This is a genomic window from Deinococcus seoulensis, assembly GCF_014648115.1.
GTDB classification, from domain to species: domain Bacteria; phylum Deinococcota; class Deinococci; order Deinococcales; family Deinococcaceae; genus Deinococcus; species Deinococcus seoulensis.
Map to the genome: position 1 here is coordinate 94,694 of NZ_BMQM01000011.1, position 23,397 is coordinate 118,090.

General features: G+C 70.1%; 16 protein-coding genes. 11 read left to right on the top strand and 5 right to left on the bottom strand.

Going from position 1 to position 23,397, the window contains the following annotated elements:
- The first annotated feature begins 1 nt into the window (after position 1).
- The 3 genes from IEY70_RS09850 to IEY70_RS09860 all read left to right on the top strand — a co-directional run bounded on the left by IEY70_RS09850 (position 2) and on the right by IEY70_RS09860 (position 6,602).
- Positions 2-2,524 (top strand): DUF7933 domain-containing protein, encoded by a 2,523-nt coding sequence (locus IEY70_RS09850; protein ID WP_189064837.1) that lies wholly within the window; start codon positions 2-4, stop codon positions 2,522-2,524.
- 156 nt (positions 2,525-2,680) lie between these two features.
- Positions 2,681-3,997, top strand: a complete 1,317-nt coding sequence (locus IEY70_RS09855; RefSeq protein WP_189064838.1) for a S8 family serine peptidase — start codon at positions 2,681-2,683, stop codon at positions 3,995-3,997.
- A 4-nt stretch (positions 3,998-4,001) separates the two neighbouring features.
- Complete coding sequence (locus tag IEY70_RS09860; protein WP_189064839.1) at positions 4,002-6,602, top strand: HD domain-containing phosphohydrolase; 2,601 nt, start codon at positions 4,002-4,004, stop codon at positions 6,600-6,602.
- 56 nt (positions 6,603-6,658) lie between these two features.
- On the opposite strand, the gene IEY70_RS09865 is transcribed toward IEY70_RS09860, so the two are convergent.
- Positions 6,659-9,523 (bottom strand): sensor domain-containing protein, encoded by a 2,865-nt coding sequence (locus IEY70_RS09865; protein ID WP_189064840.1) that lies wholly within the window; start codon positions 9,521-9,523, stop codon positions 6,659-6,661.
- Between the two features lie 291 nt (positions 9,524-9,814).
- Positions 9,815-10,468: a TetR/AcrR family transcriptional regulator gene (locus IEY70_RS09870; protein ID WP_189064841.1), complete on the bottom strand. Its 654-nt coding sequence runs from the start codon at positions 10,466-10,468 to the stop codon at positions 9,815-9,817.
- 160 nt (positions 10,469-10,628) lie between these two features.
- On the opposite strand from IEY70_RS09870, the gene IEY70_RS09875 reads away from it, so the two are divergent.
- Positions 10,629-10,985 (top strand): DoxX family protein, encoded by a 357-nt coding sequence (locus IEY70_RS09875; protein WP_189064842.1) that lies wholly within the window; start codon positions 10,629-10,631, stop codon positions 10,983-10,985.
- Positions 10,986-11,089: 104 nt separating this feature from the next.
- Here the strand turns inward: IEY70_RS09875 and IEY70_RS09880 are convergent, their stop codons facing one another.
- The 3 genes from IEY70_RS09880 to IEY70_RS09890 all read right to left on the bottom strand — a co-directional run bounded on the left by IEY70_RS09880 (position 11,090) and on the right by IEY70_RS09890 (position 15,197).
- A complete protein-coding gene (locus tag IEY70_RS09880) occupies positions 11,090-12,202 on the bottom strand; it encodes an ABC transporter permease (RefSeq protein WP_189064843.1) in 1,113 nt (370 codons plus the stop codon).
- Entirely contained in the window at positions 12,199-13,170 is a 972-nt protein-coding gene (locus IEY70_RS09885; RefSeq protein WP_189064844.1) for an ABC transporter permease, read from the bottom strand. Before IEY70_RS09885 ends, IEY70_RS09880 begins: the two co-directional genes overlap by 4 nt.
- A gap of 257 nt (positions 13,171-13,427) precedes the next feature.
- Positions 13,428-15,197 (bottom strand): ABC transporter substrate-binding protein, encoded by a 1,770-nt coding sequence (locus IEY70_RS09890; RefSeq protein ID WP_189064845.1) that lies wholly within the window; start codon positions 15,195-15,197, stop codon positions 13,428-13,430.
- A 143-nt stretch (positions 15,198-15,340) separates the two neighbouring features.
- On the opposite strand from IEY70_RS09890, the gene IEY70_RS09895 reads away from it, so the two are divergent.
- The 7 genes from IEY70_RS09895 to IEY70_RS09925 all read left to right on the top strand — a co-directional run bounded on the left by IEY70_RS09895 (position 15,341) and on the right by IEY70_RS09925 (position 23,354).
- Complete coding sequence (locus IEY70_RS09895) at positions 15,341-16,117, top strand: GntR family transcriptional regulator (RefSeq protein ID WP_189064846.1); 777 nt, start codon at positions 15,341-15,343, stop codon at positions 16,115-16,117.
- Positions 16,114-17,364 (top strand): anhydro-N-acetylmuramic acid kinase, encoded by a 1,251-nt coding sequence (locus IEY70_RS09900; RefSeq protein ID WP_229777810.1) that lies wholly within the window; start codon positions 16,114-16,116, stop codon positions 17,362-17,364. Before IEY70_RS09895 ends, IEY70_RS09900 begins: the two co-directional genes overlap by 4 nt.
- Positions 17,361-18,419 (top strand): N-acetylmuramic acid 6-phosphate etherase, encoded by a 1,059-nt coding sequence (murQ, locus tag IEY70_RS09905; protein ID WP_189064847.1) that lies wholly within the window; start codon positions 17,361-17,363, stop codon positions 18,417-18,419. Before IEY70_RS09900 ends, murQ begins: the two co-directional genes overlap by 4 nt.
- Before the next feature lie 133 nt (positions 18,420-18,552).
- On the top strand, positions 18,553-19,605 hold the full coding sequence (locus tag IEY70_RS09910; protein ID WP_189064848.1) for a serine hydrolase domain-containing protein: 1,053 nt from the start codon (positions 18,553-18,555) through the stop codon (positions 19,603-19,605).
- A 92-nt stretch (positions 19,606-19,697) separates the two neighbouring features.
- Complete coding sequence (locus IEY70_RS09915) at positions 19,698-19,895, top strand: hypothetical protein (RefSeq protein WP_189064849.1); 198 nt, start codon at positions 19,698-19,700, stop codon at positions 19,893-19,895.
- Positions 19,896-20,583: 688 nt separating this feature from the next.
- Positions 20,584-22,944 carry a heavy metal translocating P-type ATPase gene (locus IEY70_RS09920; protein WP_373290775.1) on the top strand — a complete coding sequence of 787 codons (2,361 nt, stop codon included), beginning with the start codon at positions 20,584-20,586 and terminating at the stop codon, positions 22,942-22,944.
- A complete protein-coding gene (locus tag IEY70_RS09925; RefSeq protein WP_189064850.1) occupies positions 22,941-23,354 on the top strand; it encodes an ArsR/SmtB family transcription factor in 414 nt (137 codons plus the stop codon). Before IEY70_RS09920 ends, IEY70_RS09925 begins: the two co-directional genes overlap by 4 nt.
- The last annotated feature ends 43 nt before the right edge of the window (positions 23,355-23,397 follow it).

Sequence of the window (23,397 nt, forward strand, 5' to 3'; positions counted from 1 at the left end):
TATGCCGCAGCACCCACGCTCCCTGCGCCGCCTGACGCGCGCCCTGCTGACCCTGCTGACCGCCGTGACCGGGCACGCCGCCGCCGCGAGCTACTGCACGGCCATCTACGCGACGGCCGCGCCCGGCACGAGCGGGGCGACCTCCAAGCACCAGTTCCTGAACACCATCTCCGGAACGGTCTCCGATTACGGCACCATCGACGACAGCAAGGTCACGGGCACGACCGGGCCGCTCGAGTACAACGCCAGCGCCATCAACCCCGTCAACGGCGCGCTGTACTACGTGGAGCGTACCACCGGTACGCTGCTGAGCTACAACCCGGCCACCCGGGTCACGACCAAAGTCACGCAGAACACCAACCTGCGCAGCAACACAGACGCAACCGGCATCGGGTTCATCATCGGCGCGGCCATCGAGGAAACCGGGAACATGTACGTGTACTCCAGTTTCGGGTGGGTGTCGATCTTCAACACGGCCACCGGCACGCAGGTGCAGGCACCCAGGAAGATCACCTTCCCGTCCGGGTTCACACCCGCCACCAACACGAACGGTGACATCGTGCTCGGCGCGAACAACCAGCTGTACATCCTGGTGGAGGGTGTCCTGAACGGCGGCGCGAGCGGCAGTCACCTGATTCCCATCAGCGACACCCTGGTCGCCGGGACGCCCGTGCCCATCAAGGTGGGCGGCGTCGCCACCGGCGGCTTCAACGGCATGGCCATCGAACCGTTCCGGGTGCAGGGCAACACCACGATCATCGCCGAGACGTTCTACCTGTCCAGCGGCACCAACCTGTACCGCATGGGCGCCGACGGCGCGGCCACCAGCATCTACAATCAGGGGCAGAACATCACGGACCTGGCGTCCTGTAACGTCGTTCCCGCCCGGCCCACCCTGAAAAAAGAGTTCGATCCTCCGTTCCTGACGGGTGCGGGGGGCATCAGCCGCCTGACCATCACGGTTGGGAACGACAACAGCGGCCCGATTGCGCTGTACACGGACCTCGTGGACCCCCTGCCCAGCAGTCCGGCGCAGATGACGTTCGCGCCGAACCCCAACCCCAGCGGCACCTGCGGGAACGCGCAGATTCAGTTGAGTAACAGTCCGCCGGAACTGCGGATCAAGGCCGGGTCGTACATCCCGGTGGGCGGCTGCGTGTTGCAGGTGAACGTGACGGTCCCGGTGCCCGGAACGTACCAGAACGTCATTCTGGGCAGTACCGTGGTGACCAGCGCGAACGTGATTCAGGAGGAGGCGAAAGCCACGCTGTACGACGCGGTGCGGGTCAGTAAGACGTTCTCACCGGCGAATCTGCTGCCCGGTCAGACGACCGTCCTGAGCGTGACCCTGACGAACGGGAACTCGGCGCCCACGAAGGTCGCGACCCTGACGCTGGAGGACCGGATCGCGGAAACGACCGGCCTGCCCGGCCTGACGCTGGGCGCCGTGACCGGAAACTCGTGTGGCGGGTCGGTCAGCGTGGCGGGCGGGGTGCTGAAGTTGACGGGCGGCACGCTGGGAGCGGGGGGCAGTTGCGTCATCACGTTGCCGGTCACGCTGGGGGCGGCCACGGCCAGCGGGAAGTACACCAACGTGATTCAGCCCACGCAGGTCTCCGCGACCTTCAACGACGGCGTGCGGGATTCCGGCGTGAACGGCGCGGCCAGCGCCACCGCCGACCTGACGGTCGCGCCGTTCGCGCTGGTCAGCAGCGCCGTGCGGACCACGCAGAGTCCCGCCACGGTCACCAACCCGCACCGCCTGACGCCCGGCGTGACCGGACCTGTCACGTTCACGCTGACGCCGCCTGCCGGGTCACGCATGACGTACCTGCTGTGGTACGACGTGAACGGCGACGGGCAGGTGGACCCGGCCGATCAGGCGGTCGTTCCGGCCGGGCAGACGACGGGCACGCTGAACGTCACGGGCAGTTTCCCCACCCGTCCGGACGGCACGCCGGCCGACGTGAACCTGCTCGTGCAGGTGCTCGTGCCGCCCGGACTGGCGCAGGGTGTCACGGAGGTCCTGACGCTGGGGGCGCGGCAGACGGTCGGCGGGACGGTCCGCACGGCCACGCTGACCGACACGACCATCGTGGGGCAGAGTGGCGGGACGGGCGGCAGCCTGAACCTCAGTAAACTCGTGCGGAACATCACGGCGGGCGGTGCGTTCAGCCTGAACGCCAGTACGGGCGGCGTGGGCGAGGTGCTCGAGTACTGCGTCAATTACCTCAACCAGGGGGTCGGGACGCTCAGTGAGGTCGTCATGACCGATCCCGTGCCGTTCTTCACGGCGCCGCAACTGGACGGGTACCTGCCGGGGCAGGGGGTCCGCTGGGTGCGGGGGGTCGCGGCGCAGCCGGGTCAGACGGCCACGCCCGGCACGGACAGCAACAACCTGACGAGCGCTGCCGACACCGACCCTGGCAGCCTGAGTGTCACGCCGGGCCGCCTGAGTGTCGTGATCGGCACGCTCGCGGGGGGCGAGCAGGGCACCGTGTGCTACCGGGTGAAGATCCGGTGACGGCGCCCGGACGCCCGGCCCGCACGTGAGGGGCGACGGGGGGAAATGGGGGGGGTGTGAAAAGTTCGGCATATGCCTGTCAGAAGCGTGTGAGACACTGATGCGTAAAATCTGAGCAGAGTCTGAGACCGTCCGGACTGCTCAAGGAGTGACCCTGTGACCCGTACTGTTTCCCTGCTCGGCCTGCTGACCCTGACCCTTCTGACCGCCTGCACCGGCACCCAGTCCGTTCCCACCGCCTCCGTGAATGCGGAGCGTTTCGGCCAGGTGGCCCTCGTGCCGCTTCAGGCGGGCGACACGCCCGAGAGCGTCGCCCGCGCGCTGGGCGGCACGGTCCTGGAATGGAACGACTGCGCCCCGGGCGACTGCACCGCCCTCGTCGGCCTGAACGCCCCCGTGAACGGGCAGCTGGGCGCCCAGAGCCTGCGTGCGCTCGGCGGGCGCAGCGTGCACGTCGAACACAACCGCAACGCCTTCGGTGGGAGCGGCACCATGATCGCCACCATGGGCGGCAAGATCTCCATGTGGGCCGGGGGCAAGATCTCCATGTGGGCGGGCGGCAAGATCTCCATGTGGGCCGGCGGGACGTACTCCGCGCTGCCCGAGAACACGGCCCTGTGGCAGAAGATCGGCCTGGAAGAAGGCCAGCGTCTCGCTCCCAGCCTGGGTGCGGGCGTGACGGTCGCCGTGATCGACTCCGGCATCGACCTGCAACACCCGGCCTTCCAGGACGCCCTGAGCGCCCCGAACACCTGGCAGGACTTCTACTCGACCGACGGGGTTCCGCAGGAGGAAGGCGTGTTCGGCGAGGGCGCGTACGGGCACGGCACCAACGTCGCCGGGATCGTGCTGCAGGTCGCGCCGGCCGCGAAGATCATGCCGCTGCGGGTGCTGGGCGCCGACGGTTCCGGCGACGTGGTCATGGTCGCGCAGGCCATCGACTGGGCGATCGATCACGGCGCGGACGTCATCAACCTCAGCCTGGGCAGCACCGAGTCGTCGAAGGTCGTGGACCGCGCCCTGGAACGCGCGGCGGCCAGCGGCGTGCTGGTGGTCTCCTCGGCCGGGAACGAGAACACCTCGCCCATCACGTACCCCGCGTCCGCCGCGCGCCGCAAGGGCCTGAACAGCAGCCTGGTCAGCGTGGGCAGCGTGGACCTGAACGACGTGAAGTCCAGCTTCTCGAACTACGCCAGTGAACTCGAGATGGTCGCGCCGGGCGAGAGCGTCTACGCGCCCGCCCCGGACGGTCAGATGGCCGCGTGGAGCGGCACGTCCATGGCCGCCCCGATGGTCACGGGCAGCCTGGCCCTCGCCATCGCCGAGGGTGCCAAGACCAGCGAACTCGCCAAGAAGATCACCGAGAAGGCGCAGGACGTGTACAAGGACGGCCTGAACGCCAGCTACAAGGACAAGCTGGGCGACAAGGGCCGCCTGGACCTCCCCGCCTTCCTGAAAGAAACGCTGGACTGATGGCATGAACGCGGCCAGTCTGCCCTCTGCCCTGACACCCGAAACGGGTCAGGGGGCGCTGAATGCGACCTGGGCGGCGATCACGGCGCTGCTGGAGACTGATCCGGCGCAGGCGGTGGTCGCCGCTCAGGCGTGCCTGGACGGCATCCGGGCGCAGGACGGCAGCCACTGGGCGGCGCTGCGCACCCGGCTGCTGCTGGGCCGCGCGCAGCACGCCGCCGCGCACCTGCCGGAGGCGGCCGCGACCCTGCGGGCCGTCGCGGACGAAACCCGCGACCTGCGCGACCCGGTCCTGGAAGCAGAGGCCCGCGTGCCGCTGGGAAAACTGCTGCTCGACTCAGGGGAGTTGCAGGAGGCCGAGGAGCAACTGACCGGGGCCCTGAGCCTGACAAGCGGGCAGGGAGCGCCGCTGGGTCTGCGGGCCGCGGCGCTCAATCACCTCGCGGTCGTCCGGCACCAGCAGGGGCAGGTGACAGGGGCGCTGAACCTGCTGCACGAGGCGCTGGACCTGCGCGAACAGGAAGGGGACGTGACCGGGCAGATTCACTGCCTGACGAACCTCGGCATCATCCAGATGTGGTTCGGGCAGTACGGGGAGGCCGTCGCGACCCTCACGCGGGCGCACGCGCTGTACCAGACGCAGCCCGTGAACCTGAAACTCGAAACGCCGATCCTGCATAACCTCGCGCACGTGCACAGCGCCAACGGCGACAACGACCTCGCGACCGGCGTGATGGACACCGCGTACCAGTCGGCCGTGCAGTCCCGTGACGTGCGGATGCAGGCCATGGCCAGCCTGAACCGGGGCATGTTCCAGCTGGAACTGGGCCGCACCGACGAGGCGCGCGCCTCGCTGCAACTGGCACTGGAACTCAGCCGGAATGCCAGTTTCCAGGTGATCGAGATGCACGCCCTGGACGGCCTGGGCACCCTGCACCTGCAGACCGGGGAGCTGGACAGCGCCTCGTGCGTGATCCGGCAGGCCCTGAATCTGGCCGTTCAGAGCGGGTCGCGGCAGGCGGAACTCGAGGCGCGGCTGCAACTGGGGAAACTGCACGCCCGGCAGGGTGAGCTGGGCGCGGCGCGTGAGGAACTGGAACTCGCGCTGCGGTACGCGGTGGACGTGCAGTCCCTGAAGGAGGAAGGCACGGCGCACGAGTGCCTGACCGACGTGCTGCGCGCGACCGGCGAACTGGAACTGGCCCTGTCGCACAGTCAGGCGGCCCTGCGGATCGAGCGGGAACTGTTCAACGCCGAGCGGGACCGGCACACGCAGAACCTCAGCGTGCAGTTCGAGGTGACGCGCGCCCGCTACGAAACCGACCTGTACCGCGTGCGGACCGAGGTTGAACGCGAGGGGCGTGAAACGGCCGAGAAACTGGTCCGTGAACGCACGGCGGAACTCGCGCAGGCGCAGCAGGAGGTCGTCACGCGGCTCGCGATGGCCGCCGAGTACCGCGACGACACGACCGGCGACCACACCCGCCGCGTCGGCCGGATGGCCGCCCTGATCGCCCTGGCGCTCGGCTGGCCGCCGGAGCAGGCGGGCGTGCTGAGCATCGCCGCGCGCCTGCATGACGTGGGCAAGATCGGCATTCCCGACAGCGTCCTGCTCAAGACCAGCACCCTCGAACCCGACGAGTACCAGCAGATGCAGACGCACACCCTGATCGGCGCGCGGATCCTGTCCGGCGGCCGTTCGGAACTGCTGCGCATGGCCGAGGAGATCGCCCGCACCCATCATGAGCGCTGGGACGGCACGGGGTACCCGTCGGGGCTGCGCGGCAGCGAGATTCCCGTCACGGGGCGGATCGTGGCGGTCGCGGACGTGTTCGACGCGCTGACGCAGACGCGGCCCTACAAGCCCGCCTGGACGCCCGCGCAGGCCGCCGAGGAGATCCGGCGGCAGCGGGGCACGCACTTCGATCCGCTGATCGTGGATATCGCCCTGCCACTGCTGCTGGAACCCCGCCCGGCCCACACGCTGAGTGACGACGACCTGATCGCCCTGACGCAGGAGGACGCCGATCACGTCCTGAATGTGTTCGAGCAACTGCTGATCGAACGGACCCGCGAACTGGAACAGGCCCGCCAGGAGGCCGTGCAGCTCGCCGCGCACATGGAGACCATGGCCCTGACCGACAGTCTGACCAGCCTCGGGAACCGCCGGGCCTTCGAGTTGAAGCTTGAGCAGTGGCTGGATCAGAGCGTCCGCGAGCACCTGGAATTCACGGTGATCTCCCTGGATCTCGACGGGCTCAAGGGCATCAACGACCGGCACGGGCACGCGCGCGGGGACGCGTACCTGCAGTGCTTCGCGCAGGCCCTGCACGAATCGTTCGAGTCGCTGGGACCCGCGTACCGGATCGGCGGTGACGAGTTCGCGGTACTGGCCTGCGGCGCGCTGAGCCCGGCCATGCTGGGCGAGATCATGACCCGCGTCGAGGCCACCGTGGCCCGGCGGGGCTTCCCCGGCGCGACCGCCAGTTCCGGGTCCGCCGTGTACCCGCGCGACGCGCACAAGGCCGGTGAACTGCTGCACCTGAGTGACCACCGGATGTACGAGGTGAAACTCGCGCGTCGGCACGCCCCACCCCCCTCCTGACACGGACTCGGATTGAATGGGCTGCAAAGACCGTTCAATCGGAGTCCGTATCAGCTTCAGCGGCCGCTGTCGTTCGCTCCGGGCCAGTCGGTCAGCCACGCCTGCGCCTGGGCGGCGGGCATGGGCCGCGCGAAGTGGTAGCCCTGCATGGCCGCGCAGCCCAGGTTCAGCAGCGTCTGCACCTGCTGCGGCGTCTCGACGCCCTCGGCGAGCACCTGCAGGTTCAGGGCCTGCCCGATCCCGATGACGGCCTCGACGATGGCGACGTCGTTGCGGTCGGTGGTGACGTCCTGCACGAACGCCCGGTCGATCTTGAGCATGTCCACCGGGAAGAGCTTCAGGTAACTGAGGCTGGAGAAGCCCGTGCCGAAATCGTCGATGCTCAGGCGGACGCCCAGGTCACGCAGGCTACGCAGGCGGTCACTGGCCTGCTGCGGTTGCGTGACCAGCATGCTCTCAGTGATCTCTAGTTCCAGCAGGTGCGGGTCCAGCTGCGCGCCTTCCAGGGCCGCGCGGACCTGCTCCACGAAGTCCGCCTGCGTGAACTGCAACCCGGAGATGTTCACGGCGACCGGCACGGCGCGGCCCAGCGCGAGTTGCCACGCGCGGGCCTGCGCGCACGCCTCGCGCAGCACCCACCCCCCGAGCGGGACGATCAGGCCGCTCTCCTCGGCCACCGGAATGAACTCGGCGGGCGACACCGCCTGACCGTCCGGGAGCGTCCAGCGCAGCAGGGCCTCCACGCCCGTCAGTTCGCGGGTCGCGGCGTTCACTTTCGGCTGGTAGTGCAGCGTGAACGCATCGTCCCGCAGCGCGGCGCGCAACTGCCCGACCAGTCGGTGGCGGGACTCGATGCTGGCCAGCAGGTCCGGCGAGAAGAAATGCGTGCGGTTGCGGCCAGCGCCCTTGGCCTGGTACATGGCGGCGTCCGCGTGGCGCAGCAGGGTGTCCACGTCGTCGCCGTCGTGGGGGCACATGGCGATCCCGATGCTGAACGACACGGTCAGGGTCTGCCCGGCCACCTCGTACGGGCGGGCCAGACTGGCCTCGAGGCGGTCCGTGAAGGCGCGTACGTCCATGGCGGTGCGGAGTTCCGTGAGCAGCAGCACGAACTCGTCGCCGCCCTGACGGCTGACGGTGTCGGTCTCGCGGACCTGTTCGGTCAGGCGGGCGGCCACGGCGCGCAGCAGTTCGTCGCCCACGTGATGCCCGAGCGAGTCGTTCACGTGCTTGAAGTGATCGAGGTCCATGAACACCACCGCGAACGGCCGGCCGTTGCGGCGGTAGCGGGCCAGCGCCTGCTGGATGCGGTCGTGCAGCAGCACCCGGTTGGGCAGGTCAGTCAGGGCGTCGTGCTGCGCGAGGTGACTCATGCGCGCCGCCATGGCGCGGGCCTGGGTGACGTCATGGAAGACGATCACGCCGCCCAGCACGGTCCCGTCGGGCCGCACGATCGGCGCGGCCGAATCCGCGATGGCGTGCACCTGCCCGTCGCGGCTGCCGAGTGTGGCGTCGAGCGCCATCCCCACCACCCGGCGTTCCTTCAGCGCCAGCAGCAGCGGGTTGGGCATGGCGTCGCCGGTCACCATGTCGGTCAGGTGCATGACCTGCCCGATGTGCCGCCCGTGCGCGGCGGCACCGGACCAGCCGGTCAGGGCCTGCGCGACCGGGTTGATGAACGTCACCTGCCCGGCCGGGTCGGTGGTGATCACGCCGTCCCCGATGGAGTTCAGGGTGGTGCGCGCCCACTCGCGTTCCTCCAGCAGGTTCAGTTCGGCGTTGCGCCGCCCCGTGATGTCCACGGCCAGCACGAAGAACCCGTGAACGCCGTCGGCCTGCACGTCGGGAATGTACGAGAACAGCGCGTGACGCTCGCGGCCGTGCGGGTCGGTCAGGGTCCGCTCGAAGTGCTGCGCGTGCCCGTCGAGCGCGGCGCGCATGTGCGCCTCGTTCTGCCGGTACATGGCCTCGCCGATCACCTCGCGGATGTGCAGGCCCTGCATGCGTTCGGGGCTGTGCCCGTACCAGTCCTGGTACGCGGCGTTCCCGAACTGGTGCAGCAGGTCGCGGTCCTTGTACCCGATCAGTCCGGGTACGGCGTTCATGATCGTCTGCAGGTGGTCGCGGGTGCGGCGCAGGTCCTGCTGCGCGGTCACCTGGGTGGTCACGTCGCGCAGCGTGCCGGTCACGCGTTCGGGCGTGCCGTCCTCGTTCCAGGCGGACACCTGACCGCGCAGCAGCACCCACACCCAGTGCCCGCTGCGGTGGCGCATGCGGTGCTCGAACTCGTACGCCTCGGTTTCCAGGGCCACATGCTGCCGGTAGCGGGGCAGCAGACCGGGACGGTCGTCCGGGTGGATCAGGTCCAGCCAGCCTTCCACGGTCGCGTCGAACTCGTGGTCGCGGTAGCCCAGCAGCGCCTTCCAGCGGGAAGAAACGAAGATGCTGTGCTGCTGCGGGTACCAGTCCCACACGCCGTCACGGCTGCCGTTCACGGCGAAGCGCCAGCGGTCCGCCTCGGCCTTCAGGGCCCGCAGCTGGTCCTGCAACTCCTGAATCTGCGCCTGCTCGCGCGCTTCACGGACGATCAGCAGGGCTGCAGGGTCACCCTGCGGGTACGCACGCACATGCGAGAGCGTGACCGACACCCACGCGCCCGGCACGTCCGGGTGGACACGGGCCGTGAAGGTCACGCTGGAACGCTGCCCGGTCAGCACCTGCGACACGGCCCGCTGATGGGTCTGAAGATCGTCCGGGTGCAGCAGACCCGCCAGGCGCAGGGCCGTCCCGCCGGGCAGATGCGCGCACAGTCGGCGCAGCGCGGCGTTCACCTCGCCCAGCGAGCCGTCCGCGTTGACCAGTCCCAGACCGTCGCCGGACTGGGCAGCGGCACTCACAAACGTGAGTCCTGAATGAAGCATGCGTTCATGCTAGCAGGTTGAGGCCTGTCCCGGCGCGAAAAAACCCGCACGCCGTCCCGGAACCCGGACAGCCGCTTGGGCTGATACGGGCTGCCGTTTCGGCACCTGCTCGCTCTGCGGTGCCGCTTGACGAGTCCGCTCGGACCCAGCGGCTTTATAAGCCATTCAATCGGAGTCCGCATGATACCCATACGCGCCGGACCCGCCCGGAGCTTCCGTCACGGGCCGGGTGACAGGCCGGACCGGGTGGCCGGATGCGTTGATGGCCGGGTGTGTTGGCGGCCGGGTGCGTTACGGCTGCGGGCCGGGGTTCATCTGGCGGCGCTGCACGCGGAACAGTTCGCGCTGGGTCATGGGCGGTTCCGGGAGTGGGTGGGCGCCCTCGGCGCGAAAGCCGTCGAGGGTCAGGGCCAGGGCGCGCCGCCACGCGCGTGGGTTGACGCGGGCGGTGGCGGTCACGACGGCGGCGCTGGCGATGATCACGGGTTGCAGGTCCTCGGGGGTGATGTCGGGGCGCAGGCTGCCGCTCTGCTGGGCGCGTTCGATCAGGGTCTGCATGCCGTTCCTGAGTTGCTGGCGCTGCGTTTCGAGCTGGCGGCTGAAGGTGGGGGTCAGGGTCAGTGCGCCGCGCATGCCGCCGCTGGCCTGGTGTTCGCACAGTCGTTGCAGGTACTGACAGAAGGCCGTCCAGGGGTCCGCAGTCGCGAGGGCCTCGTCGAGGATGTCCTGGTAGACGCGGTGGTCGGCGTGGTACAGGGCGGTCAGGAGGTCCTCGCGGGTGGGGAAGCGGCGGTAGAGGGTGCCGACGCCGACCCCGGCGTGCTGGGCGACGCTGGTCATGGTGGCGTCGGGGTCGGCGGTGAAGACCTCGCGCGCGGCGTTCAGGATGCGGGCGCGGTTGCGTTCGGCGTCCCGGCGCAGGGGGGTGGGCTCGGGGGTGGTCACGCCCCCAGCATAGCGCCCGGCCAATAAGTGGACGACATCCTCCACTTATGCTACTGTTCACTCAAGCGGAGGAAGACCTCCACTTTCAGGCCAAGTGATACGGCTTCCGTCTGTTTCGTTCACAACACGAGATCACCTGCGCCACTCCCAAGGAGCTCCCATGAACATCTTCATCTGGATCATCACCGGCCTCGTCGCCCTCGCCTTCCTCGCCGCCGGCAGCATGAAACTCACGCAACCCAAAGAGAAACTCGCGCCACAGATGCCCTGGGTCAACGACTTCCCGCAGGGCACCGTCCGCACCATCGGCCTGCTCGAGGTACTCGGCGCCCTGGGCCTGATCCTCCCGCGCGCCCTGAACGTCCTGCCCTGGCTGTCCACCGTCGCCGCCGCCGGACTGATCCTCACCATGATCGGCGCCGCCGCCGTTCACGTGCGCCGCAAGGAACCCATCGTCCCGGCCGTCGTCCTGGGCGTCCTCAGCGCCGCCGCCCTCTGGGCCACCACCCAGGGCTGAACAGCGGGAGGGTGGGGGAGCGGGCCGTCCACGTGTGCCGGCCCACTCCCCCACCCTCCCGCACGCCTGCCGTTCAGATGCGGCCCTGCTGGGCAGCTCTGGGCTCAGCGGCTCTGGGTGTCGGCGGCGTCCCGCAGGGCGTCTCCCAGGAAGTTGAAGGCCAGCACGGAAATCACGATCAGCAGGCCCGGCAGCAGCAGCCAGGGGTAGAGGTTCAGGGTTTCGAAGTTCTGCGCGTCCTTGAGCAGCAGGCCCCAGCTGGTCATGGGTTCCTTGATGCCCAGGCCCAGGAAGCTCAGGGCGCTCTCGCCGAGGATGTAGCCGGGCAGGGCCAGGGTGGCGGTGACGATCAGGAAGGAACTGAGGTTCGGCATGATGTGCCGCAGGATCACGCGCAGGTCGCTGCTGCCGATGGCGCGGGCGGCCTGCACGTAATCGACGGTGCGGGCACTCATGACCTGCCCGCGGATCACGCGGGCCAGTCCGGCCCAGCCGATCAGGGCCAGCACGGCGACGATCCCCAGGTACACCCAGGTGCTGGGCCAGCGGGCGGGAATGATGGTGGACAGCGCCAGCAGGATCGGGAGGCGCGGGAAGGACAGCAGCACCTCCACGAGCCGCTGGATCAGGTTGTCGATCCAGCCGCCGAAGTACCCGCTGACGCCGCCCAGCACGATGCCGATGGTGAACGAGATCAGGATGCCGATCACGCCGACGGTCAGGCTGACCTGCGAGCCGACCAGCATGCGCGACAGCAGGTCACGGCCGAACTTGTCGGTCCCGAGTGGGAAGTAATAGCCGTCCTTCACGCCGAACAGGTGCCACTGGCTGCGGAACACACCCAGGAAGTTGTACGCGGATTCGGCCGGATCGTCGCCCCGCACGAACAGCAGGATCGGCAGGGGGCGGCTGGTGTCGGGCGCGAAGGTACTGAGGTACGTGACCGGATCCCGCGTCTTCCTGAAGCCGTACACGAAGGGGCGCATCAGTTTGCCGTCATGCACGACGTGAATGGGCTGGGGACGCTGGAAGGAGTACTCCTCGTGCTGCGCGGTGATCGAGTACGGCGCGAGGAACCCGGCCAGCAGGGCCACGGCGTACAGGGCGGCCAGCACCCAGGCGCTGAACACACCCACGCGGTTCCGGCGGAAGCGGCGCAGCGCCAGGGTCAGCGGCGTCTGCCGGGCAGGCGTGCGCGGCGCGGCGACGGCCGTCATTCGAACCTCACGCGCGGGTCCGCCCACGCCAGCGCCAGGTCGGACAGCAGGTTCCCGATCAGCAGCAGCAGCGCACTGAACAGCAGCAGGGTCATGGCGACGTACTGGTCCTTGTTCAGCAGGCTGTCGTACAGGAACGGCCCGATGGTCGGCAGGTTCAGCACGATGCTGGCGATGATCGTGCCCGAGATCAGACTGGGCAGGCTCAGGCCCGCGAGGCTGATCAGGGGGTTCACGGCGTTACGGACCGCGTGCTTCCACAGCACCCGCCGCTCCGCGAGGCCCTTGGCGCGCGCGGTCCGCACGTAATCCTGCCCGACCACGTCCAGCATGGACGCCCGCATCTGCCGCATCAGGCCCGCCACGCCCTCCAGGCCGATGGCGATCATGGGAATCCACAGGTGGTTCAGCAGGTCCAGCACCTTCGCGGCGCTCCAGGGCGCGTCGATGAACTGCGGGCTGAACAGGCCGCCCACGTTCGACCCGCCCCACTTCAGGACCAGCGCGATCAGCAGCAGCGCCACCAGGAAGTCCGGCGTGGCGAGGCTCACGTACCCGAAGAAGTTCAGGGCGGCGCTGCGTTTCGTGTAGCGGTTCAGGGCGGTATAGATGCCCAGCGGCACCGCGATCACCCAGGACACCAGCAGGGTCAGGAGGGCCAGGAAGACCGTCCAGCCCAGCCGTTCCCAGATCAGGCTGGAGACGGGGCGGCCGTTGACGAACGAGTACCCGAAGTCCCCCTGCGTGACGATTCCCTTCATCCAGGTCAGGTACTGCACCCACAGCGGCTGATCCAGACCCAGTTGCCGCGTGATGCTCTGCACGGTCTCTTTCGTCACGCGCGGGTCTTCGAGGTACTGATCCAGGAAGGAACCGGGTTGCAGGTTGATCACGGTGAAACACACCACGCTGATCAGCAGCAGCGTGGGAATCATGCCCAGGATGCGCCGGATGGTGTAACTCAGCATGGGCGGGCCGGGCAGCGGGGGGCAGGGCGCGGGGCCGGGCCGGGCAGGGCCGGGTGGACTGGAACTGGGTGGACTGGTGCCGGGTGGACTGGAGCTGGGTGGATCAAGGGTGGAACTCCCGAAAGATGGAATGAAGGCGTGGAAGGGGTGTGTGGGGCGGCCCCCGACCTGCGGCGGCGCGCTCCACTCACGGTCCCTTCCTGTCGGGTGTACGGCCTGTCAGGGGTACGGCCTGTCGGGGGTACGGCCGGTCGGGGTTACTTCTGGTAGATCAGCGTGACGGGGTTGTAGCCGGGGATCACGCCGAGGTTGTACACGTAGTTGCCGTACTTGTTGCTGACCGCGCCGATGTTCTCGGGTTTGGCGATGGGCGTGACGGGCAGGTTCTGCGCGAACAACAGTTGCCAGCGGGTGTACAGCGCCTTACGTTCCCCGACGTTGGTGGTGGTGGCGGCCTTGTCGAATATGGCGTAGATGTCCTTTTCCCAGGCGGCCATCTTCGCGAGGTTGGGTTTGTCGCCGTCCCTGGCGGGCTGGAGGCTGCGGTGCCAGTAGTACAGGGCGCCGCCGGGCTGCCAGATGGGTTTGCGGAGTTCCGGGTCGGGCTGGTCCCCGAAGGCGTGCAGGATCATTTCCCAGTCGCCGCTCTGCCCGGTGGAGAGCAGTTTGCTGCTCAGGATGCCGCGCAGGTTGACTTTCACGCCGACCTTGGCGAAGTCGCTCTGGATGATGGTGGCCATGGCGGGGTAGGTGCTGGAGTCGGTGCCGTACGTCAGGTCGAATTCCAGGGGTTTGCCGTTCGGGAGCAGGCGGATGCCGGCGCTGTTCTTGCTCTTCAGGCCCATGGCGTCGAGCGCCTGTCCGGCGGCCGTCACGTTGAAGCTGCCCAGCTGGGGTCTGGTGTTGGCGTACCACTCCTTGTTGATGGGCGCCACGCCGTGGCCGGGCAGGCTGGCCAGTCCGTTGTACACGGTGTCGATGATGCGTTCGCGGTTCAGGGCGCCCTGCATGGCGCGGCGGAAACGCACGTCGCTGAACACCTTGGCCAGCGCCGGGTCCCTGGCGTCGAAGTTGTACGCGACGAAGGGGGGACTGCCGAACAGGGCGGTGGAGCGCATGACCTTGAAGGGCGCGCCCGCGACTTCCTTGCTCTTCAGGTCGGGGAACTGCGCGCCGCTGATGTTCAGCTGGTCGAGGTTCCCGGCGAGGAACTGCGCGACCTGCGCCTGCGGGTCACGGATGATCAGGAATTCGAGTCGGTCGAGGTACGGGAGGCGGGTGCCGGCCGCGTCGACCTTCCAGTGGTTGGGGTTGCGGACCAGCGTGACCTTCTGCCCGGCCGTGTAGTTGCTCAGTTTGAACGGCCCGGTGCCGACCACGTCGCTCTCGGGGGCGTTGGTGGGCCACGCGCCGTTGATGTCGCTGGGTTTGGCGCCGCCTTCCTCCGAGAATTTCAGGAGTTTGTGCTTGGGCATGATGAACGAGCGCATCTGCAGCAGGAAGGCGGGGCTGGGGCGCGGCAGGTCGAATTTCACGGTGTACTGGTTCACGCGGCTGATCTCGATCTGCTTGCCGTCGAGTTTGAAGCTGGCGGCGTCCCCGGCGCGGGCCTCGGGGTTCATGATGATGTTCCGGTACGTGAACACCACGTCGTCGGCGTCGAAGGTCTGCCCGTCGCTCCACTTGACGCCCTGGCGGAGTTTGAAGGTGTAGGTTTTTCCGCCGTTGCTGACGGCGTAGCTCTCGGCGAGGGCGGGTTCGAGTTTGTAGGTGGCGAGGTTGAATTCCAGCAGGCCGTCGAACAGTTGCTGCGAGACCAGCCCGAGGTTGTTGTCGATGACGCCGTAGTAGAACAGGCTCTGGGGGCTGTCGCCGAGCGGGAGGGTGTAGGTGCCGCCGGGTTTGCCGTTCGTCACGCCGAGGGTGCCGTAGCCGCTGATCTTCTTGGGGGCGGCGTGGGCTGTGCCGGTCAGGGCGGCGGTCATCAGGGTGAGGGTGATCAGCGCCAGTGGGGTGGGTCTGTGCATGGGTGGCCTCCGGGGGGTGACGGGTGTCAGGGGAGTGTCTGCTGCGGGCGGTGGGTTGTGCAATGCGATTCCTAGACTAATACCACTTTGGGTCCACCGACAAGTCTCTTGCCAAGTGGTCTGAAGTTGGTATCCTCAGGAGGATGTCTGACACCTCCTCCACCTGGGCCATACCGCTGGATGCCGGAAGCGCCACGCCAGTCTACGTGCAGGTCGCACAGGGCCTCGCCAGCCGCATCGAGAGCGGTCAGTTGCGCCGTGGCAGCGCCCTGCCCGCCGAACGCGACCTGGCCGCCACGCTCGGCGTGTCCCGCGTGACCGTCCGGCAGGCCCTGGCGCTCCTGTCACAGCAGGGCCTGCTGGCCCGCCGTCATGGCAGCGGCACCTTCGTCACGCCGCCCGCCCAGCCCGGCGACCTGCCCAGCCGCCCGCTGTCCCTGCTGGCCTCGTTCTCCGAGGACGTCCGCTCCCGCGGGCAGACACCCGGCGCGCGGGTCCTGAGCTTCGAACGGGCCCGACCGACCGCGCACGAAGCCATGAGCCTCGCACTCTCGCCCAGCGAGCACGTGTACCGCCTGCGCCGCCTGCGCACCGCCGACGGCGAACCCCTGGCCATCGAGGACTCCACCCTGCCCGCCTCGCTGGTCGGCCCGCTGACCGATCAGGACGTGCAGGACGCCAGCCTGTACGCCCTGTTGCAGGGGCGCGGCCTGAGCCCGGTGCGCGCCATCCGGCACCTGCGCGCCCTGAACGCCGACCTGCACCTCGCGCCACTGCTGGGCGTGACGGTCGGCGCAGCGCTGCTGGCCACCGACCGCGTCTCGTGGCTGGAAAACGGCAAACCCATCGAGTACGCCCGCGCCCACTACCGCGGCGACCGCTACGACTTCGTGATGGAACTGCGCGGGGATCAGCGGTGACACGCCCCCCGCGCGTGCTGGGCCTGATGAGCGGCACCAGCGCCGACGGCATCGACGCCGCGCTGCTGGAACTGCCCGGCTGGCCCGAGCTGCGCGGGACCCACACGCCCCCCGATTCCACCACCCTGGGCGCCATCAGCGGCCAGATCGGCGTGCCCGGTGCGCCGCGTGGCCGGGTGGTCGCGCACACCTTCACGCCCTACCCGCCGGACCTGCGCGGCGCCGTGCTGGCCGCCATGCGCGGAGAAGTCGGCGCGGCCGGACTGACCCAGCTGCACTGGGCGCTGGGCGAGGCGCTGGCCCAGGCCGCCGCGCCGCACGCCGCGCACGCCGACCTGATCGCCAGCCACGGGCAGACCGTGCAGCACCACCCCACCCCGGACCCGGCGCGCGGCTGGAAACGGCCCGCAACCCTGCAACTCGGCGAGGCGGCCGTGATCGCCGCGCGCACCGGACGCCCGGTCGTGGCCGACTTCCGGCCCGCCGACATGGCCGCCGGGGGCGTGGGCGCGCCACTGGTGCCGTTCGCGGACTGGGCGCTGCTGGCGCAACCCGGCGTGAACCGCACCCTGCTGAACCTGGGCGGCATCGCGAACGTCACCGCCCTGAACGGCCTGAACCCGCAGGGCGTGCAGGCCTTCGACACCGGCCCCGCCAACTGCCTGCTCGACGAGATCGCCGCCATGACCGGCCAGACGCACGACGCGGGCGGCGCACTGGCCGCCGCCGGGCAGGTACACGAACCCACCCTGAACCGCTGGCTGTCGCACCCGGAACTCGCGCAGCGGCCCCCCAAGGCCACCGGCCGCGAGGTCTGGACCCTGGCCCGGCTGGACGCCCCCGCGCACCTGAACCCCGCCGACCTGGCCGCGACCGCCACCGCCCTGAGCGCCCGGAGTGTCGCCCAGGCCCTGCGTTTCCTGAACAGCCCCCCGCACGAGGTGGTCGTGGCGGGCGGCGGGGCGCGCAACCCGGCCCTGATGCGCGCCCTGGCCGCCGCGCTGGCAGCCCTGCCCACGCCGGCGCCGCTGCGGACCTTCGCTGACCTCGGCTGGACCGACGCCGGATTCACGGACGCCACCCGCGAGGCCGCCGCGTTCGCGTTCCTGGGGTACGCGCACGCGCAGGGCTGGCCGAACACCCTGCCGCACACCACCGGCGCCCGCCACGCCGTCACGGCTGGCCGGTGGACGCCCGCGCCGCCGTCACCGACCGATCCCGCCCCCCGCACTGGAGACCGCCCATGACGCACCCACCGGACCCCGCCTCCGACCCGCAGGGCACCGAGCAGCAGCCCGCGCCGCAGGTACCCACCGCGCCGCAGCCCATCACGACCCTGCCCATCACGACTCTGCCGGCCGCGCTTCTGCCGGGCGCGGACCTGCCGCCGCGCCGACCGACCCCGCTGCCCCCGGAAGCCCGCCGCACCGAGGCCTTCCGCACCGATCACACCGACCTGGACTGCCTGAGTACCGCCGCGCTGGTGCAGGCGCTCGTGGACGACCAAGTGCAGGCCGTGAACGCCGCCCGTGACGCCGCGCCCGCCCTGGCCCGCGCGGTCGCCGCCGCGCTGCCCCGCCTGGAACGCGGCGGACGGCTGGTGTACGCCGGAGCCGGAACCAGCGGCCGCCTGGGCGTGCTGGACGCCACGGAACTCACGCCGACCTTCTCATGGCCGCCGGAGCGGGCCGTGCCGCTGATCGCCGGAGGTGAACGCGCCATCCGCCGCGCCGTCGAGGGCGCCGAGGACGACCGCGAAGCCGGAGAGCACGACGTGCAGGCCGTCAGGGTCGGGCCGGACGACGTGCTGATCGGCGTGGCCGCCAGCGGCACCACCCCGTACGTGCTGGGCGCGCTGCGCGCCGCGCGGGCCGCCGGGGCGCTCACCATCAGCCTGTCGAACAACCCGGACACGCCGCTGCTGGACGCCGCCGACTGCGCCGTGCTGCTGGACACCGGCCCGGAACTCATCAGCGGCAGCACCCGCCTGAAGGCCGGAACGGCGCAGAAGATCGCGCTGAACACCCTGTCCAGCGCCCTGATGGTCCGGCTGGGCAAGGTGTACGGGAACCTGATGGTGGACGTGCGCACCAGCAACACCAAACTCGAGGGCCGGGCGCTGCGGCTGGTCATGCACGCCGCGAACGCCAGCGAATCGCAGTCACGCGCGGCGCTGCTCGAAGCGAACGGGCAGGTGAAGGTCGCGGTGGTCGCGCTGCGCCTGGGCGTGAACGTCCGCGAGGCCGCCCGCCGACTGGACGAGGCGGGTGGGCACGCCCGCGCCGCGCTGGGCGAGGCCTGATGCGGATTCCGTTTATTTCGTTAACAGATCGGAACACCACCGATCTGTCAACTCCACGTCCGGAATCCGTTTTTCTCCCACTCGCATCCGCTCGGATTGAACGGGCTTTGCAGCCCATTCAATCGGAGTCCGTATGAGCCGCGTGCCCGGTCCAGTCATTCCCGGGGTCACGCGGGCGCTGCTGGAACGGGCCACGCAGGTGCCGGGCGGACCGAGCGCCGTCGCGCTGGGCGTGGTCAGCGCCGCCGGTGAGCGGGCGACCCTGCTGCTGGGCACGCCGCAGCGCACCCCGGCACTCCCGGCAGAGGCGCCGCCGCTGGACGCGGCCTTCTGGTGGGACCTGGCCAGCCTGACCAAACCGCTGCTGACCGCCCGCGAGATCCTGCGCGCCGCCGAGCGCGGCCAGCTGGACCTCGACGACCCGCTCGGCGCGCACCTGCCGGACCTCGCGTGGATGCCCGGCCAGGGCAACGAGAGCGGCCTGCGTGGGCGCACGCTGCGGCACCTGTTGACGCACAGCGCGGGCCTGCACGCCTGGGCGAAACTGTTCACCTGGGGCGACGAGCGGACCATCCGCGCCCGGTTCCTGCATGAACCCTGGCCGGTCAGTGAGGCTGGCCCGGTCGTGTACTCGGACCTGGGGTACGTGCTGCTGGGCCGCGTGCTGGAACGCCTGCACGGACACCCGCTGCGGGACCTGCCGCCCGAAGACGGGCTGACCTTCACGCCCGACCCGGCCCACTCGGTCGCCACGGAACACTGCCTGTGGCGCGAGCGGCTGCTGCGCGGCGAGACGCACGACGAGAACGCCGCCGCGATGGGTGGCGTCGCCGGGCACGCCGGTCTGTTCGGCACGCTGGGCGGCGTGCTGCGGCAGGCGGAACTGCTGCTGCGCGGCGGCTGGCTCTCCCCTGCCGCGCAGGCCGAGGCGCTGCGCCCGCAGGTCGAGGACCGCACCCTGGCCTTCGTGACCGCCAGCCCCGGCTGGAGCGGCGGCAGCCTCGCCAGTCCCGCCGCGTTCGGGCACACCGGCTTTACCGGCACGGGCCTGTGGGTGGACCCCGCGCGCGGCCTCGCCTGGACGCTGCTGACCAACCGCGTACACCCGACCCGGCACACGGGCTTCGACATTCAGGGCCTGCGCCGCGCCGTGGGCAACACCCTGCTGGCCGCGCAGGACGGGTAGACGGCAACGAGGGCAGGCGGGGGACGGGAACAGTTGACCGGCAGGGTCAGGAATGTGAGAACTCTGTCATGTCGAATTCTTCACACTGGGGCATGTTCGTAGACATTCTGCTGTGGGTGACGACGGTTCAGGTGCTGATCGGTGTTGGTCTGGGACTGCTGTGCGCGTTCCTGATCTGGCGCGGCCCGCGTGACAGCGCGGCCGACCAGTCCGTCCCGGCGGCCCTGAACCGCCACCGGGCAGACCCCACCGACCACCGCTGGAACCTGACCACTACCCATACCGACTGACGGGACCAAACGAGCGGGTGACCTCGGGTCCGCCTCCAGGCGGGAATGAGTGTGATACGGATTCCGTTTGTTTCGTTGACAACCCGGGAGGGCGCCGGGTTGCCAACTCCACGTCCGGAACCCGCCTTTCTCCTACTCGCTCCGCTCGGATTGAACGGTCTTTGCAGCCCATTCAATCGGAGTCCGTATGAGAACAGGCTCTGCCTGACCCTAAGGGCAGTTGTACGCCCCCTGAAGCGCCGCTCTACGCCACTTCAAGACCGCTGTCATCAGCTCCCACTGCCCCGGAGGCACACTGACGTCATGGAATTCATCTTCGCTCTGGCCGCCATCGTGATCCCCCTCGCCTCGCTGCCCGTCCTGTTCCCGGACCGCGCGCAGACCACCCAGAGCAACGCGCAACGCAGCCAGTGAGGCCACCAGTGAGCACGCAGGCAACGAGTACACCGCGCCGCACACCCCAGCAATTCAAGTTCAACCCGCACCGGACGCCCTGAACAGGCGTCCGATCTTCTGTACAGGGACGGCCACACGCAGTGGCGTGCGAGTAATCACAGGAAAGGGCGAGGTGGGCGCGGCAGCTCCGCGAGTTGCATTCGCCCGGACCCAGCGGCTTTGCAGGCCATTCAATCGGAAGTTCGTGTCAGACATCTGTGACATCTGAGCGGTTGCTCAGGTATCATGCGGCATGACGTCCACTCCGCGTTCCAGTGCCGCCGCGCCCACACCGGACGCCCCGGCGGTCCCCGGCGCCCCCCTGAGTTACCTCGTGCAGGGCATGGACTGCGCGAACTGCGTGGCGAAGGTCGAGCGCATGGTGGGCGGCCTGCCCGGCGCGGGAGGGGTCAGCACCAGCTTCACGCGGCAGACCCTGACGTTGCAGCTCGACGAGACCCGCACGCCCCGGCACACGCTGGAACAGCACCTGCGGTCGCTGGGGTACGTGCCCACCCTGCAGGGCGAACCCGCCGCACCGGCCGCACCTGAACACGCGCACGCCCAGGCGCCCACTGCCGGGCCGGGTCAGCCGTGGTACCGCAGTCCGCAGGGCCGTCTGGTCGTGGTGTCCGGCACGCTGCTGGCGGCCGCGTGGGTGCTGGGTTTCGCCGCGCCGGGCCTGAGTACGGCGGCGTTCGTGGCGGCGACGCTGCTGGGTGTTTGGCCGCTCGCGGGCCGCGCGGTCGCCAGTGCGCGGCTGGGCGATCCGTTCAGCATCAACCTGCTGGTCAGCCTCGCGGCGGTCGGCGCGGTCCTGATCGGGGAGGCGGCCGAGGGCGCGGTCGTGGTGTTCTTCTTCTCGGTCGGTGAACTGCTCGAGGGTATCGCGGCCGGGCGGGCGCGGGCGGGCATCCAGGCGCTCGCGGCCCTCACGCCGAAAACGGCGCTGCTGCTGCCAGACGGCCCGGAAGGTCCGGGCGGGGCTTCGGGCGTGGCGCGGGAGGTTGCGGCGGACACCCTGCGCGCCGGGCAGACCGTGCAGGTGAATCCCGGCGCGCGCGTCCCGGCGGACGGCACGGTGCTGCGCGGCACGTCCGGCGTGGACGACAGTCCCGTGACCGGCGAGAGCGTGCCCGCCCTGAAAGGCGTGGGCGACCCGGTGTTCGCCGGGAGCATCAACGGGGACGGCGTGCTGACCGTGCGGGTGGACCGCGAGGCCAGCGACAACACCATCGCGCGGATCACTGCGATGGTCGAGGAAGCTGCGGCCAGCCGCGCGCCCACGGCCCGCTTCATCGACCGGTTCAGCCGCGCGTACACGCCGGGCGTGGTGCTCGTCTCGGCGCTGGTGGCCGCCGCGCCACCGCTGCTGCTGGGCGGCGACTGGCACACCTGGCTGTACCGGGGTATCAGTCTGCTGCTGATCGGCTGCCCGTGCGCGCTGGTCCTGAGTGTCCCGGCGGCCATCACCAGCGGCGTCAGTGCCGGGGCGCGGCGCGGCCTGCTGATCAAGGGCGGCGCGGCGCTGGAAAGCATCGGGAACGCCCGGACCGTCGCGTTCGACAAGACCGGCACCCTGACCGCCGGGCACCCGCGCGTGACCGACCTGCACCCGCTGGCCGGCACGCGCGACGACCTGCTGCGGCTGGCGGCGGCGGCCGAGGCGGGCAGCAGTCACCCGCTGGCCCGCGCGGTCCTGGACGCCGCGCGCGGCCTGAACGTCCCGCCCGCGACCGACGCGCGCGCCCTGCCCGGACTGGCCGTCACGGCCCGCCTGAGCGGCGAGGGCCTGGGTGGTGACGGCCTGGGTGGCGACGGTCTGGGTGACAACGGTGCGTGGGCAGGCCAGGAGGTGACGGTCAGCTCGCCCCGGCACGCGGCCACCCTGACCACCCTCGCGCCGGACGTGCAGGCGCAGGTGGCGCGGCTTGAAGGGCAGGGCCGCACGGCCGTGATCGTCCTGCTGGGCGGGCCGCGCGGGCCGGAGGTGCGCGGCGTGATCGGCCTGCGTGACGAACCCCGCCCGGACGCCGCGCCGACCCTGGCCGCGCTGCGCCGCCTGGGCATCGGCACCGTGATGCTGACCGGCGACAACGCCCGCACCGCGCACGCCATCGCAGGCGACCTGCATCCCGGCGGTGCAGACCACGAGGCGCTGGAAGTCCACGCGGACCTGCTGCCCGGCGACAAGCTGCGGATCATCCGTGAGTTGCAGGCGCGCGGGCCGGTCGTCATGCTCGGGGACGGCATCAACGACGCGCCCGCCCTGGCACAGGCGGATGTGGGGGTCGCCATGGGCGGCGGGACCGACGTGGCCCTCGAAACGGCCGACGCGGCGCTGCTGCGCGAGCAGGTCAGTGGCGTGGCCGACCTGATCGCCCTGAGCCGCGCCACCATGAGCAACATTCGCGTGAACATCGCCTTCGCGCTGGGCCTGAAGGCCGTGTTCCTGATCACCACGCTGCTGGGCTACACCAACCTGTGGATGGCGATCCTGGCCGACACCGGCGCGACCGCCCTCGTCACCGCGAACGCCCTGCGCCTGCTGCGCTGGAAACCCCGCGCCGTGCCGGGCACGCCCGCGCCCACCGTGCGCCCGGAGCCCGCGTGACCACCCCTGCCCCGCACCCCGATCAGGCGGAGCACCCCGATCAGGCGGCCGTGTGCGAGGTCAGTTGCCTGCACCCGCAGGCGGTCGCGCAGGCCCGCGCGCGGCAGCCCGGCCCGGCCGACATCGAGGCCGCCAGCGCCCTGCTGAAGGTCATTGCCGACCCCACCCGCCTGAAACTCCTGAGCGCCCTGCAGGGCGGCGAACTGTGCGTGTGCGACCTGGCCGCCGTGATCGGCCTGAGCGAGAGTGCCGTCAGTCACCAGTTGCGCCTGATGCGCGAGCAGCGGGTCGTGACCTTCCGCAAGCAGGGCCGCGTGGCGTACTACCGCCTGCTGGACGCGCACGTCGCGGGCCTGATCGGCGTGGCCCTCGAACACGTCCGCGAGACCGAACCGTCCGCCAGCCGGTAACAGCCGCGCACTCCCTCAGGCACGCGCGCCGCTCAGCCGCTAA

Bases quoted from the DNA above. Each gene is read 5' to 3' on its own strand.
- IEY70_RS09850 (WP_189064837.1), top strand. From the start codon at position 2: ATGCCGCAGCACCCACGCTCCCTGCGCCGCCTGACGCGCGCCCTGCTG.
- IEY70_RS09860 (WP_189064839.1), top strand. From the start codon at position 4,002: ATGAACGCGGCCAGTCTGCCCTCTGCCCTGACACCCGAAACGGGTCAG.
- IEY70_RS09865 (WP_189064840.1), bottom strand. From the start codon at position 9,523: ATGCTTCATTCAGGACTCACGTTTGTGAGTGCCGCTGCCCAGTCCGGC.
- IEY70_RS09875 (WP_189064842.1), top strand. From the start codon at position 10,629: ATGAACATCTTCATCTGGATCATCACCGGCCTCGTCGCCCTCGCCTTC.
- IEY70_RS09880 (WP_189064843.1), bottom strand. From the start codon at position 12,202: ATGACGGCCGTCGCCGCGCCGCGCACGCCTGCCCGGCAGACGCCGCTG.
- IEY70_RS09885 (WP_189064844.1), bottom strand. From the start codon at position 13,170: ATGCTGAGTTACACCATCCGGCGCATCCTGGGCATGATTCCCACGCTG.
- IEY70_RS09890 (WP_189064845.1), bottom strand. From the start codon at position 15,197: ATGCACAGACCCACCCCACTGGCGCTGATCACCCTCACCCTGATGACC.
- IEY70_RS09895 (WP_189064846.1), top strand. From the start codon at position 15,341: ATGTCTGACACCTCCTCCACCTGGGCCATACCGCTGGATGCCGGAAGC.
- murQ (WP_189064847.1), top strand. From the start codon at position 17,361: ATGACGCACCCACCGGACCCCGCCTCCGACCCGCAGGGCACCGAGCAG.
- IEY70_RS09910 (WP_189064848.1), top strand. From the start codon at position 18,553: ATGAGCCGCGTGCCCGGTCCAGTCATTCCCGGGGTCACGCGGGCGCTG.
- IEY70_RS09915 (WP_189064849.1), top strand. From the start codon at position 19,698: ATGTTCGTAGACATTCTGCTGTGGGTGACGACGGTTCAGGTGCTGATC.
- IEY70_RS09920 (WP_373290775.1), top strand. From the start codon at position 20,584: ATGACGTCCACTCCGCGTTCCAGTGCCGCCGCGCCCACACCGGACGCC.